The organism is Citrobacter youngae (assembly GCF_003818115.1).
GTDB lineage: Bacteria > Pseudomonadota > Gammaproteobacteria > Enterobacterales > Enterobacteriaceae > Citrobacter > Citrobacter youngae.
This window is the reverse complement of sequence record NZ_RPOI01000015.1, coordinates 20,575-35,262: the sequence shown is the minus strand read 5'-3', so window position 1 is coordinate 35,262 and position 14,688 is coordinate 20,575. Positions and strand designations below refer to the sequence as shown.

Below are 14,688 nucleotides of genomic sequence, written 5' to 3'. Positions count from 1 at the left end.
TCTGGAGCGAATGATAGCATTGTTATTTCATGGTTCGCGATCTGTTTCCTGGCTGTAATGTGTTGCATAAATCAACAATATTGTCTGGAGCTACTTCGCATTTAATTAATTCTCCTGAATTAAAATGACTGTTTCTTTATTTAGCTCGGTATAATAGCCGCAGAGTAAATAATGCAGAAAAAAGGAAAGTATACGTTTATTAATTTAGATAATGAGACGGCGATTAAACGCCATAAATAACGTTCTCTGCAGGCTGGATGCGATTGGCCCAATCCCATCGTTAGTCGCCCATTTGCCCACATTCATCTTCTGGACAACACTCTACGATGATACCACTGACCCAACACGCAGAGCGCACACCATGAACATCACGCAAATCCGTAATGCCACACAGCACATCACCTTTGGTGGAATGACTTTTCTGGTCGATCCTATGCTGGCTGCGAAAGGCGCATATCCGGGTTTTGCCGGAACCGCACGAGCCGACATTCGCAACCCAACCGTCGATCTGCCCATCGACATCGATACCCTGCTTAATGTCGATGCGCTGATCGTGACCCATCTGCATGAAGATCACTGGGACGAGGTTGCCGCTCGTGTCGTGCCGAAAGACAAACCAATCTATGTGCAAAATGACCATGATGCACACGTACTGCGGGGGCAGGGTTTCACACAACTCACCGTGCTGACGCAAAATACCGTGGTCGGCGCTATCACTCTGCGTAAAACCGGTGGCCAGCACGGCTCAGATCGCGCCTATGCCATTCCACAAATGGCAGAACGCCTGGGTGATGCCTGTGGCGTTATCTTTATGCATCCGGCGGAAAAAACGCTGTATCTGATCGGGGACACCCTCTGGCGCGACGAGGTGGAAGCCAACATGCATACCTTCCAGCCAGGCGTGGTGGTTCTGAATGCGGGTTTTGCCCACGTCATCGGTTTTGGCCCAATTATCATGGGTGCGGAAGATGTGCTGAAAACCCACTTCACCTTACCCGAAGCACACATTGTGGCGACCCATATGGAGGCGATTAACCATTGTCTGTTGACCCGCGCGGCCCTGAAAGAGTACGCCCGCGACAACCAGATTGCGCAATATGTCAACGTGCCGGAAGATGGTGAAACCCTGGCATTTTAATCTCTACAAAGGAATCGTATGCAGCCGCTTAACGTCGCCATTGTTGCCGTGGAAGATTTCAGCCCGTTTCACTTCTCGGTGCCGTGTATCATTTTCAGTGACAAAATGGCGGTGAAAAAGCGCTTTGAGGTGCAGATGTGCGGCGAAAAACCGGGCATCATCTCCTCGCAGGATGGTTTCTCCATTACCGCAACCCACGGCTATGAAGCGGTGGAGGCTGCCGACATCGTGGTGATCCCCTGGTGGGGCACCACCGCGCATCGTCCACCACAAAGCCTGCTTGATGCGCTCAACCGCGCGCGACAAAACGGCGCGCAGATTGTCGGGCTGTGTCTGGGCGCGTTTGTCCTCGGCTATGCGGGGTTACTGGACGGTAAACGAGCGGCTACGCACTGGGAGTTCGAGCAGGATTTTCAGGCGCGCTTCCCGGCGGCCCAGTTGGATATCAACGCACTGTACGTGGATGACGACGGTATTATTACCTCAGCAGGTACCGCCGCCGCGCTGGATTGCTGTTTGTACGTAATTCGCCAGCGTTTTGGCAGCACGGTGGCGAATCAGATTGCCCGACGGATGATTGTGCCACCGCATCGTGAGGGCGGCCAGGCGCAGTTTATCGAACAACCGGTAGCGAAAAATACCCAGGATCAGCGCATTAACGCCCTGCTCGACTATTTGCGCCAGCATCTCCACGAACCGCATAATCTCGACGAGCTGGCACAGCGGGTGATGATGAGTCGTCGCACTCTAACCCGTCATTTTATGAAGGCCACCGGGTCAAGCGTGGCTGAATGGCTGATTACCGAGCGCCTACACCGCAGCCAGATCCTGCTGGAGTCCAGTCAGTTACCCGTTGAACGCATCGCCGAACAGGTAGGTTTTCTCTCCCCCGTCACCTGGCGGCAGCATTTTAAATCCCGCTTCGGCGTCAGCCCGGCTGAATGGCGTAAAACCTTTCGCGGCGATTAACCTCTTTTTTGCGCCAGCCAGATGGTGTGCCCGGTACAGTGCGGATCTTCCATCACCCTCTCAATCACTGTAAAACCGTGCATCGACAGCAATGCGTGATACTCATCAGGCGCGAGGCTGGCGTGAAACAGCGGCTCACCCTCAAATTCCCCCATCGCAATGCCGTTGTCCGTGCCGCTGGTAAACATCAGCGCGCTGCCGGGATGACTGAGCCGGTCAAAAATGGGGAACATCTTTTGCTGGTCCAACTGGGTTAAATGGAAAAAGCTGTCCCAGGCGATCAAACCGTCGAATGTCTCGTTAAGCGCCAGCTCACGCATATCCTGCTCCAGCCAGCGCTGTGCGGGAAAAGAGTGCCGCGCCCGCGCCAGCATTTCCGGGGAACCATCAACCCCCGTCAGCTGAAAACCTTGCTGGATAAAATAACCCGCAATCGGCTGACCGTTTCCGCAGCCAATATCCACAATATGGCCCTGCCCGCCCATCACCGCGATGAACTTATCCAGCCAGTTTTTTTCAAACAGCGCGCGCGAACGCTGGCGGGCAAAAGCCTCAGCATGGCGTCGGTAGATGGACAGAATATTATTTGCCGCAGAGTCGCTCACGATGTCCTCACTTTTTAATCTGATAAGTTTAACGACGATAAATCCTCCCGCACACGATCCGCAACCCTGGAATGCGCCTCGCAGAACCTATGCGTAAATCCCCCAAAATCGTCCCGCTGTGGCATCATAGCGCGCAGATAACATCATGACAGGGGTGATAAACGTGAAACCGGTAACGCTATACGATGTCGCAGACCATGCAGGCGTCTCTTACCAGACCGTCTCCCGCGTCGTGAATCAGGCCAGCCACGTTTCCGCAAAAACCCGACAGAAAGTTGAAGCCGCGATGGCGGAACTCAATTACATCCCCAACCGCGTCGCACAGCAACTGGCAGGCAAACAGACGCCGCTGATTGGCGTTGTAACGGCGAACCTTGCCCTGCATGCCCCCTCACAAATCGTTGCCGCCATAAAATCCCGCGCCGACCAGTCCGGTGCCAGCGTGGTGATCGCCATGGTCGAGCGCAGCGGCGTTGAGGCGTGTAAAACCGCGGTCCACAACCTGCTTTCTCAGCGCGTAACCGGGCTTATCATCAACTATCCGCTGGATGAAGAAGACGCCATTGCCATGGCCGCCGCCTGCGGTACAGTGCCGGTACTGTTTCTCGATGTCTCTGACCAGACGTCGATTAACAGCGTGATTTTCTCCCATGATGACGGTGCGCGACTCGGCGTTGAACATCTTGTACAGCATGGTCATCAGCGAATCGCCCTGCTGAGCGGGCCGCACACTTCAGTTTCGGCAAGGCTTCGCCGTGTGGGCTGGCATAAATATCTGGCGCACTACCAACTACGTCCCATTGTAGAACGTGAAGGTGACTGGAGCGCCATGTCCGGCTTTCATCAAACCATGCACATGCTTAACGACGGTATCATTCCAACCGCTATGCTGGTCGCTAACGATCAAATGGCGCTGGGCGCGATGCGCGCAATCAGCGAGTTCGGTCTGCGAGTTGCAGCGGACATCTCCGTGATCGGCTACGACGACACCGAAGACAGCGCCTGCTACATCCCGCCGCTGACCACCATCAGGCAGGATTTCCCCACTTTCGGACAGACCAGCGTTGACAGGCTGTTGCAGCTTACGCAGGGTATGTCCGCCCCCGGCAATCTGCTGCTGCCGGTCACGCTGGTCGAACGGAAAACCGTACTGCCGCCTGACGCACAAACCGCCACGCCTCAGGTGCTGGCGGAGTCGTTGATGCAACTGGCGCGTCAGGTCTCTCTGCTACCATCCGGCGAGCGCTAATTACTGTGAGTCAGTTCACCCATTAAACCCGCCCGGCTTTACAGCGTCTCACCGCAGGCCTTATGTTTATTAAATTGTGAGCGAATAACAAACATGAGATACCGCTATGACTCTGAGCTCGGACTCACTCGCCGCCGTACTGGCGCGCCGTGACTGGGAAAACCCCGGCGTCACACAGATAAACCGTCTGGAGGCACATCCGCCGTTTTTTAGCTGGCGCTGCGTGGATGATGCCCGTAACCACCGGCCTTCATCCCAACGAATTTCGTTAAACGGCGAGTGGCAGTTCGCCTGGTTTGCCACACCAAAGGCAGTGCCAGAAAGTTGGCTTGAGCATGATTTACCGCAGGCCGTTGCCCTCTGCGTGCCGTCTAACTGGCAGATGAGCGGTTATGATGCGCCAATCTACTCCAATATCACCTATCCATTCCCGGTCAATCCGCCCTCTGTTCCGACGCAGAACCCTACCGGATGTTACTCGCTCACATTTAGTGTCGAAGATGCATGGTTAGATGAGGGTCAGACGCGGATTATTTTTGACGGCGTGAACTCCGCGTTTCATCTGTGGTGCAACGGTCGTTGGGTCGGCTACGGTCAGGACAGCCGTCTGCCGTCTGAATTTGATCTTCGCGATTATCTGCTGCGCGGCGAAAACCGCCTGGCCGTCATGGTGCTGCGCTGGAGCGACGGCAGCTATCTGGAAGACCAGGATATGTGGCGCATGAGCGGTATTTTTCGCGACGTATCTTTGCTGCATAAGCCCACAACACAGATCCGTGACCTACGCATCAACACGCGCTTTAATGATGATTTCAGCCGCGCGTTGCTGGAAGCGGAAGTCCGGATAGCAGGCGACGAGCGTGAAGATGTACGCGTGACCCTGCAATTGTGGAACGGCGAAACGTTGGTTGGCGAGCTCACCTCACCGCCCGGCAGCGAGATTGTTGATGAACGCGGCGCTTATCACGACCGTACTACGCTGCGCCTCAACGTTGAACACCCGGCGCTGTGGAGTGCCGAAGCACCCAATCTGTACCGTGCCGTTGTGCAGCTACATACCGCTGACGGTACGCTGATTGAAGCCGAGGCCTGTGACGTCGGCTTTCGTCAGGTTTGCATTGAAAACGGACTGCTGTTACTCAATGGTAAGCCGCTGTTGATTCGCGGTACCAACCGTCATGAGCACCATCCGGTCAACGGTCAGGTGATGGACGAGGCAACGATGGTGCAGGATATTCTGCTGATGAAGCAGAACAACTTTAACGCCGTGCGTTGTTCGCATTACCCAAATCACCCGCTATGGTACACCCTGTGCGACCGCTACGGCCTGTATGTGGTGGATGAGGCCAATATCGAAACCCACGGTATGGTGCCCATGAATCGCCTGAGCGATGACCCAACATGGCTTCCCGCCATGAGCCAGCGCGTCACGCGCATGGTACAGCGTGACCGCAATCACCCAAGTATCATCATCTGGTCGTTGGGCAATGAATCCGGTCACGGCGCGAACCACGACGCGCTGTATCGTTGGCTGAAATCGGAAGATCCCTCTCGCCCGGTGCAGTACGAAGGTGGCGGCGCAGATACCGTAGCCACCGATATTATTTGCCCGATGTACGCCCGCGTCGATCAGGATCAGCCCTTCCCCGCCGTACCCAAATGGTCGATTAAAAAGTGGCTGTCGATGCCCGGCGAGCAGCGCCCGTTGATCCTCTGCGAATATGCTCACGCGATGGGTAACAGCCTCGGCGGCTATGCCAAATATTGGCAGGCATTCCGCCAGTATCCGCGTCTGCAAGGAGGATTCGTCTGGGACTGGGTCGATCAGTCGCTGATTAAATATGACGACAACGGTAATCCGTGGTCAGCCTACGGCGGGGATTTTGGTGACACACCAAACGACCGTCAGTTTTGCATGAACGGACTGGTGTTCGCCGATCGTACCCCGCACCCGGCGTTATATGAGGCCAAACACGCGCAGCAGTTTTTTCAGTTTACGCTGTTACCGGGTAACGAGCGCCAGATTGAAGTGACCAGTGAATATCTGTTCCGCCGCAGCGATAACGAAGTTCTGCACTGGTCTATTGCCCAGGACGGCAACCCGCTAGCCGCCGGAGAAATTGCTCTGAATATCGCCCCACAAGGCCGCCAGCGGATCACCCTGCCAGATGTCCCGATGCCGGAAACCGCAGGCCAGCTATGGCTGACGGTTCGCGTGGAACAACCCCAGGCTACTGCGTGGTCAGACGCCGGACATATCAGCGCCTGGCAGCAATGGAAGCTGGAAGATAAACTCAGTCTGGCGCTTAAACCTCGCGCCAGCACAGCGCCACAGCTGACGATCCGCGATGACACGTTTACGGTAATCGTCAGTGATAAACGCTGGGAATTCTGCCGCCGTACAGGCTTACTGACGCAATACTGGCTGGTCGAAAAAGCGCAGCTGTTAGCACCGTTAATCGATCAGTTTACCCGTGCGCCGCTGGATAACGACATCGGCATCAGCGAAGTAACGCGCATCGATCCTAATGCCTGGGTCGAACGCTGGAAGGCTGCGGGCCATTACCATGCTGAGCCATGGCTATTGCAATGCGAGGCCGAAGCGCTGTCGAACAGCATCCTTATCACCACCGCGCATGCCTGGCAGTATCGGGGCGAAACGCTGTTCATCAGCCGAAAAAGCTACCGTATTGACGGCAAGGGTGAAATGCAGATAACGGTGGATGTCGACATCGCCAGCGGTACGCCGCATCCGGCCCGTATCGGCCTGAGCTGCCAGCTGGCGCTGGTGGCTGAACGGGTAAACTGGTTAGGCCTTGGGCCGCATGAGAACTACCCGGACAGGCTGAACGCCGCTTGTTTCGACCGTTGGGATTTATCGCTCGATGAAATGTACACCCCGTATGTTTTCCCAAGTGAAAACGGCCTGCGCTGCGGGACACGCGAATTACGCTACGGGGATCATCTGTGGCGTGGTGACTTCCAGTTCAACATCAGCCGTTACAGCCAGAAGCAACTGATGGCAACCAGCCATCGCCATCTGCTGCAGCCTGAAGCCGGAACATGGCTCAACATTGACGGTTTCCATATGGGCGTCGGCGGGGATGATTCGTGGAGCCCTTCAGTGTCACCAGAATTTCAGTTGAGTGCAGGGCGTTATCATTATCAGCTGAGCTGGCGCTAATCACGTTGCTTTTGCCGGATGGCGCCGCTTCGCGGCTTATCTGGCCTACGGTGCGCGGTTTCGTAGGCCGGATAAGGCGAAGCCGCCACCCGGAAACGCCCTACTCCTCGATCGCCTGACGGATTTGCTGCAGCGACGCGGGATCGTCAATGGTGGTCAGATCGCCGGGATCGCGGCCTTCGCAGATCGCCTGGATCGTCCGTCTGAGCATTTTACCGGAACGTGTTTTCGGCAACTGCGACACAAACCAGACATGTGCCGGACGGCCAAAGTTGCCAATCTGGCTGTCCACCAGCGCCATAATCGCCTTTTCTTCCGAATGGGCGATGTCGCGGTCTTCCAGACTGTCGCTCTGCTTTGGAATGACAAACGCGACGGCCACCTGCCCTTTCAGCGCATCCTTCACGCCGACCACCGCCACTTCCGCAACGTTCGGATAGCTGGAAATACTCTCCTCGATCTCTCGCGTACCGAGTCGGTGTCCGGCGACGTTGATCACGTCATCCGTACGCCCCAGGATGAAGTAATAGCCATCGGCGTCGCGAATGCCCCAGTCAAAGGTGGCGTACACCTGGCGGGAGAACAGCGACCAGTAGGTATTCACAAAGCGTTCGTCATCGCCCCAGATGGTCTGAATACAGCCCGGCGGCAGCGGCCCTTCAATCACCAGCATGCCCTTCTCATTCGCCGCACAAGGTTCACCGGTCACCTCATTGAGCAGCTGTACGTTGTAGCCGTACATCGGCACGCCGGGACTGCCCAGACGCGATGGCCTGTCGTCCAGCCCGCGGGCAATTGCCATAATCGGCCAGCCGGATTCAGTCTGCCAGTAGTTGTCGATAACCGGGACGCCCAGCGTTTGGGTTACCCAACTGGCGGTTGGTTCGTCCAGCGGTTCCCCCGCCAGATACAGCACCTCCAGCGAGGAGAGATCGTGATTACGGATTTGCGCGGTCGGGAATTTCTTCAGCACACGGATAGCTGTCGGGGCCGAGAACATCCGGCTGACCTGATACTTCTCAACAATTTTCCACCACACGCCGCAGTCCGGATACGTTGGCAGACCTTCGTAAACTACCGTCGCCATCCCCGCCAGCAGCGGGGCATACACGATATACGAATGCCCAACTACCCAGCCGATATCCGACGCGCAGAAAAACACGCCGCCCGCTTTACCGCCGAAAATGGTGTCCATCGAGGTCGCCAGAGCCACCGCGTAACCGCCAACATCGCGTTGCACGCCTTTCGGTTTCCCGGTTGTCCCGGAGGTGTAGAGAATGCAGGAGGTTTCGTTTGATTCCAGCCAGACAACTGGTACCCGCGCGCCGAGATGCTGTTGGCGCAGCGCGGCAAAGTCGAGGTCACGTCCCTCGACCCGCGCCATTTTCGCCAAACCGCGGTCGACCAGCACCACATGACGCGGTCGGTGCTGCGCCTGTTCGATCGCATCATCGAGCAGCTTTTTATACGGCAAGATCTTGCCCCCGCGCGCCCCGGCATCCGCCGAGACGATAACCACCGGCCGGGCGTCGTCGATGCGCGCCGCCACGCTGTGTGAAGCAAACCCACCGAACACCACCGAATGAATTGCCCCAATGCGCGCGCAGGCCAGTAGCGTAATGTGCGCCTCGGCGATCATTGGCATATACACCAGCACCCGATCGCCACGCTGTACGCCCAGCGACAATAGCATCGCCGCCGCGACGTTCACTTCGTCATACAGCTGACGAAAGGTAAACGTGCGTTCTTCTTCGGTTTCGGATGACACCGCAATTAGCGCCAGCGCGTCAGGCTGTTTCTCCAGCCAGCGGTCGATGGCGTTATGGCACAGATTGGTCGTGCCGCCGCAAAACCAGCGGGCAAACGGCGGGTTGCTGTGGTCCAGTACCTGCGTATACGGCTGCTGCCAGTCAATACGCTGGGCCTGCTCGGCCCAGAACGACTCCGGTTGCGTTATAGAACGTTGATAAAACTCGCTATAAGACATAATGCTCTCCTGTTGAACTTACGCCTTGCTGCACGCTGGTTTAAATAATGAAGAGATCCATATACTCATTGACCGGCATCTGCTCCAGGCGAGTTCTGTCCAGGGAGACATCCAGGATGCGCTGCTGCTGACGGGTCGGGAACTGACGCGCCAGGTTGATTTTGAACTTCTCGACCAGCTTCGGCATGCCGTCAGCACGACGACGCGCATGGCCGATTGGGTATTCCACTACCACTTCTTCAAAGCGGGAGCCGTCGGTGAATTCCAGAGTGATGGCGTTGGCGATGGCGCGTTTTTCAGGGTCGTGGTAATCGGCGGTAAAGGCCGGATCTTCGAAGCAGTTGATCTTCTCACGCAGTGCATCAATGCGTTTGTCCTGCGCCACGCCGTCTTCGTAATCTGCCGCCGTTAAGCGTCCGAACAGCAGCGGGATCGCCACCATATACTGGATGCAGTGGTCCCTGTCCGCCGGGTTATTCAGCGGGCCTTTTTTATCGATGATGCGGATACAGGCTTCGTGCGTACGAATGGTGACTTTTTCAATATCCGCCGCCGTTTTACCCGCGGCCTGCAGTTGCTCGTACAGCGTCATGGCCGCTTCTACCGCGGTCTGCGAGTGGAACTCGGCCGGGAAGGAGATTTTAAACAGCACGTTTTCCATCACATAAGAGCCGTACGGGCGCTGGAAGCGGAACGATTCGCCTTTGAAGGAGACATCATAGAAGCCCCAGGTTTTCGCCGTCAGCGCAGACGGATACCCCATCTCACCGGTTTTCGCCATCAACGCCAGACGTACCGCGCGTGAGGTCGCATCGCCTGCGGCCCAGGATTTACGCGTGCCGGTATTTGGCGCATGGCGATAAGTACGCAGCGACTGGCCGTCGACCCACGCCAGCGACACGGCGTTGAGAATTTCATCCCGGTTCAGGCCAAGCATCTCAGCGACCACCGCCGTGGAGGCCACTTTTACCAGCAGGACGTGATCGAGACCAACGCGGTTAAACGAGTTTTCCAGCGCGATACAGCCCTGAATCTCATGAGCTTTAATCATACCGGTCAGCACCGTTTTCATGGTCAACGGCGCTTTCCCCACCGCCACCGCATTGCGTGACAGCCAGTCAGCCGTGGCCAGAATACCGCCGAGGTTATCAGAAGGATGACCCCACTCAGCGGCAAGCCAGGTATCATTGAAGTCCAGCCAGCGGATCATCGCACCGATGTTAAACGCCGCCTGCACCGGGTCGAGCTGGAACTGGGTGCCAGGTACGCGCACGCCGTTCGGTACCACTGTACCTGGGACGACCGGCCCCAGCAGTTTTTTACAGGCCGGATATTCCAGCGCTTCCAGGCCGCAGCCTAAGGTATCAAGCAGGCAATAATGCGCAGTGTCATACGCCACCTTCGAGGCGACCTCGTAGTTCATGACGTAATCAACGATATCAACGATTTCACGGTCAAATTCCGGGCGGACGTTCGAAATATGTGCGGACATAGGGTACATTTCCTGTTTTTTATCTTTAGAGGTTTTTGAATTAGCAACGTTTTTCAATCGGGACAAATTCGCGATCTTCCGGGCCGGTGTAATTGGCGGAAGGACGGATAATTTTATTGTCCTGGCGCTGTTCGATGATGTGCGCCGCCCAGCCGGTGACGCGGGCGATAACAAACAGCGGGGTGAACATTTCGGTGGGAACGCCCATCATGTTGTAAGAAACCGCCGAGAACCAGTCGAGGTTGGGGAACATCTTTTTCGTTTCCCACATTACGTCCTCCAGACGGTCGGCGATGTTGTACATTTTCAGCGAACCACCTTCCTGAGAAAGCTGTTTCGCCACGCGCTTGATCACCTGATGGCGCGGGTCGGCGATGGTGTAAACCGGATGACCAAAACCAATCACCACTTCTTTGTTTTCCACGCGTTTACGGATATCCGCTTCAGCTTCGTCCGGCGTTTCGTAGCGCTGTTGGATCTCCAGCGACACTTCATTCGCCCCGCCGTGTTTCGGTCCACGCAGTGCGCCAATCGCGCCGATAATCGCGGAATACATATCGGAGCCGGTTCCGGCAATCACGCGGCTGGTAAAGGTGGAGGCGTTAAATTCGTGTTCGGCGTACAGCACCAGCGAAATATGCATCGCTTTTTCCCAGCTTCGCGACGGTTTTTCGCCATGCAGCAGGTGCAGGAAGTGACCGCCAATGGAATCATCGTCAGTTTCCGGCTGAATACGCTCGCCGTTATGGCTGTAGTGATACCAGTACAAAAGGATTGAACTGAGCGACGCCAGTAGCTTGTCGGCAATATCGCGCGCGCCGGAGACGGTATGACCTTCTTTTTCCGGCAGCGTACAGCCCAGCGCGGAGACGCCGGTGCGCATCACGTCCATCGGATGCGAGGCGGCAGGCAGCGCTTCCAGCACGGTGCGCACATTAGCGGGCAGTCCGCGCAGCGCTTTTAGTTTGCTTTTATAGGCGGTGAGTTCATCGCGGGTGGGTAATTTCCCGTGGATCAGCAGATGCGCGACTTCTTCAAATTCGCACTGCTGCGCCAGGTCGAGAATATCGTAGCCACGATAGTGTAAATCGTTACCGCTTTTACCGACGGTACACAGCGCGGTATTTCCGGCGGTAACGCCTGACAGCGCAACCGATTTTTTAGGTTTAATGACATGGGTACTATTTTGCAGGATCGTTGTGTCGCTCATGTTGTCCTCGTCATTTTTATAATATGTAGGGTACAAATTTATTGCCGGATGGCGGCTGTGCCTTATCCGGCCTACGACGGTTACTTTTTGCTATACAACGCGTCGAGTTTCTCTTCGAACTGGTAGTAATTGATGCTTTCGTACAGTTCGTTACGCGTCTGCATAATGTCGATCACGCTCTTTTGCGTTCCTTCCTGACGCAGCACGTTGTAAACCTTTTCCGCTGCGCGGTTCATGGCGCGGAAAGCCGACAGCGGATACAGCGCCATCGCGACGTTTGCGCTGCGCAGTTCATCGATGGTGAACAGCGGCGTAGCGCCAAATTCAGTAATGTTGGCGAGGATCGGCACCTGCACCGCGTCGGCAAACTGGCGGTACATCGCAAGCTCGGTAATGGCTTCCGGGAACAGCATGTCAGCGCCCGCTTCGACGTACGCCTGGGCGCGATCGATGGCAGCCTCTAACCCTTCCACCGCCAACGCATCGGTTCGCGCCATAATGACAAAATTGGGATCGGTACGCGCATCCACCGCGGCGCGGATCCTGTCGACCATCTCTTCTTTAGAGACGATCGCTTTGTTCGGACGATGACCGCAGCGCTTGGCGCCGATCTGATCTTCAATATGCAGCGCGGCAGCCCCAGCTTTGGAAATCGACTTCACGGTACGCGCCACGTTGAACGCTGACGATCCAAACCCGATATCCGCATCCACCAGCAGCGGCAGCGGGCAAACGTCGGTGATACGGCGAATATCGGTCAGCACATCATCAAGGGTAGAAATACCAAGATCCGGCAGACCCAGAGACCCTGCCGCGACGCCGCCGCCGGAGAGATAAATCGCCTGATACCCGGCGCGTTGGGCCAGCAGAGCGTGATTGGCGTTGATGGTGCCCACGATTTGTAATGGATTTTCTTTGCTGAGCGCGGCGCGAAACGCCAGCCCTGGGGAGTGTAGAGACATATCCCGTCCTCTTGTTATCAACTTGTTAGCATTAGTTGATTTACCTAAAGCAAGGGGTATGCCAAAGACCTTAATTTTTCATCAATTTATATATTCACCTTTAAAAACAATGCATTAAAATCAATTTCTGTATCTTTGTTGTACAAAAGCGTGTCAGCTATCGTTTCATGAAACTGGCCTTAACGTTTCATTGCAACATTTATGAAACACAACTAAACCCTAATACTCGGTTCCTTACTTTTTGGGTTGGTTATGGCTGATACGTATCTTCCGCCGCGGGTGAACGACGACAAACCGGTTATCTGGACCGTTTCGGTCACCCGCCTGTTCGAACTGTTTCGCGACATCAGCCTGGAGTTCGACCACCTGGCGACCATCACCCCTATTCAGTTGGGTTTTGAAAAAGCGGTGACGTATATCCGCAAGAAGCTGGCGAGCGAGCGTTGTGATGCGATCATTGCGGCGGGCTCCAACGGTGCCTATCTGAAAAGCCGCTTATCAATTCCGGTTATTCTGATTAAACCCAGCGGCTTCGATGTGCTACAGGCATTGGCGAAAGCGGGAAAACTCACATCATCGATTGGCGTCATTACCTATCAGGAAACCATTCCTGCGCTTCTCGCCTTTCAAAAAACCTTTAATTTGCAGCTTGAACAGCGCAGCTATATCACTGAAGAAGATGCTCGTGGGCAAATCAACGAACTGAAGGCCAGCGGTACGCAAGCGGTAGTCGGCGCGGGGCTGATTACCGACCTGGCGGAAGAAGCGGGTATGACCGGCATCTTTATCTATTCAGCGGCTACCGTGCGCCAGGCCTTTGTCGATGCGCTGGATATGACGCGCCTGACGCTACGGCGAAACGGTCAATACGCTTCTGGCGATACGATGCGCACCCGCTACGCGCTCGGTGATATGCGCGGTCACTCTGCGCAGATGGAACAGGTACGGCACACCATAATGCTCTACGCCCGTTCTCGCGCACCGGTGTTGATTCAGGGCGAAACGGGCACGGGTAAAGAGCTGGCGGCGCAGGCCATTCATCGTGAATATTTCACCCGTCAGGAGAATCGACGCGGTAAACCCTCACCACCGTTTGTCGCCGTCAACTGCGGGGCAATCACCGAATCCTTACTGGAAGCGGAGTTGTTTGGCTATGAAGATGGCGCTTTTACCGGCTCACGGCGCGGCGGACGCGCGGGTCTGTTTGAAATCGCCCACGGCGGAACACTGTTTCTTGATGAGATAGGCGAAATGCCGCTGCCGTTACAAACCCGACTGCTACGCGTGCTGGAGGAAAAAGAGGTTACCCGGGTCGGTGGGCACCAGCCGATTCCGGTCGATGTGCGGGTGATTAGCGCCACCCACTGCAATCTGGAGCAGGAGATGAAACAAGGCGAGTTTCGTACCGATTTGTTTTATCGCCTGAGCATTCTGCGCCTCAAGCTGCCGCCGCTACGCGAGCGGTTGCCCGATATCCTGCCGCTGGCGGAAGGCTTTTTAAAACAGTCACTGGCGGAATTAGATGTGCCGTTTTCTGAGCCTGTGCGCAAAGGACTAGGGCTCAGCCAACATATGCTGCTGAATTACGGCTGGCCGGGGAATATTCGTGAGCTGCGCAATATGATGGAGCGTCTGGCATTATTTTTAAGCGTCGAGCCACAACCAGAACTTAACGTCCATTTCTTGCAGCAATTATTGCCAGAACTGGCGATTGTCGCCGAAATACCCCAGATATCATCATCACTGACGCCACAACAGGTGCTGGCACAATTCAATGGTGATAAAACAGCGGCGGCACGATATCTCGGTATCAGCCGAACCACGTTTTGGCGCAGGTTAAAAGAATAACCCGCCAGTACAGAGGCTGGCGGGTATTTTATCTTTCAATGCAG

General features: G+C 55.7%; 10 protein-coding genes. 5 read left to right on the top strand and 5 right to left on the bottom strand.

Annotated elements, in window-relative coordinates; all coding sequences use genetic code 11:
• The first annotated feature begins 361 nt into the window (after window positions 1-361).
• Together EHN13_RS12315 and EHN13_RS12310 are read left to right on the top strand one after the other, a co-directional pair.
• On the top strand, window positions 362-1,138 hold the full coding sequence (locus EHN13_RS12315) for an MBL fold metallo-hydrolase (protein WP_101742707.1): 777 nt from the start codon (window positions 362-364) through the stop codon (window positions 1,136-1,138).
• A gap of 18 nt (window positions 1,139-1,156) precedes the next feature.
• Window positions 1,157-2,107: a GlxA family transcriptional regulator gene (locus tag EHN13_RS12310; protein ID WP_124021472.1), complete on the top strand. Its 951-nt coding sequence runs from the start codon at window positions 1,157-1,159 to the stop codon at window positions 2,105-2,107.
• Here the strand turns inward: EHN13_RS12310 and EHN13_RS12305 are convergent.
• Window positions 2,104-2,712, bottom strand: a complete 609-nt coding sequence (locus EHN13_RS12305; protein WP_124021471.1) for a class I SAM-dependent DNA methyltransferase — start codon at window positions 2,710-2,712, stop codon at window positions 2,104-2,106. The two genes, EHN13_RS12310 and EHN13_RS12305, sit on opposite strands and share 4 nt — an antisense overlap.
• A gap of 154 nt (window positions 2,713-2,866) precedes the next feature.
• Between EHN13_RS12305 and EHN13_RS12300 the strand changes: the two genes are divergently transcribed.
• Complete coding sequence (locus tag EHN13_RS12300; RefSeq protein ID WP_124021522.1) at window positions 2,867-3,961, top strand: LacI family DNA-binding transcriptional regulator; 1,095 nt, start codon at window positions 2,867-2,869, stop codon at window positions 3,959-3,961.
• Between the two features lie 106 nt (window positions 3,962-4,067).
• On the top strand, window positions 4,068-7,145 hold the full coding sequence (locus EHN13_RS12295) for a beta-galactosidase (RefSeq protein ID WP_124021470.1): 3,078 nt from the start codon (window positions 4,068-4,070) through the stop codon (window positions 7,143-7,145).
• 100 nt (window positions 7,146-7,245) lie between these two features.
• On the opposite strand, the gene prpE is transcribed toward EHN13_RS12295, so the two are convergent.
• From prpE to prpB, 4 genes are all read right to left on the bottom strand, one after another.
• Window positions 7,246-9,132 carry a propionate--CoA ligase gene (gene prpE, locus EHN13_RS12290; RefSeq protein WP_124021469.1) on the bottom strand — a complete coding sequence of 629 codons (1,887 nt, stop codon included), beginning with the start codon at window positions 9,130-9,132 and terminating at the stop codon, window positions 7,246-7,248.
• A 40-nt stretch (window positions 9,133-9,172) separates the two neighbouring features.
• Window positions 9,173-10,624 (bottom strand): bifunctional 2-methylcitrate dehydratase/aconitate hydratase, encoded by a 1,452-nt coding sequence (locus EHN13_RS12285; RefSeq protein WP_124021468.1) that lies wholly within the window; start codon window positions 10,622-10,624, stop codon window positions 9,173-9,175.
• Between the two features lie 40 nt (window positions 10,625-10,664).
• Complete coding sequence (gene prpC, locus EHN13_RS12280; RefSeq protein WP_048212504.1) at window positions 10,665-11,834, bottom strand: bifunctional 2-methylcitrate synthase/citrate synthase; 1,170 nt, start codon at window positions 11,832-11,834, stop codon at window positions 10,665-10,667.
• An 80-nt stretch (window positions 11,835-11,914) separates the two neighbouring features.
• Entirely contained in the window at window positions 11,915-12,796 is an 882-nt protein-coding gene (gene prpB / locus EHN13_RS12275) for a methylisocitrate lyase (protein WP_124021467.1), read from the bottom strand.
• A 252-nt stretch (window positions 12,797-13,048) separates the two neighbouring features.
• Between prpB and prpR the strand changes: the two genes are divergently transcribed.
• On the top strand, window positions 13,049-14,644 hold the full coding sequence (prpR, locus tag EHN13_RS12270) for a propionate catabolism operon regulatory protein PrpR (RefSeq protein WP_048212505.1): 1,596 nt from the start codon (window positions 13,049-13,051) through the stop codon (window positions 14,642-14,644).
• The last annotated feature ends 44 nt before the right edge of the window (window positions 14,645-14,688 follow it).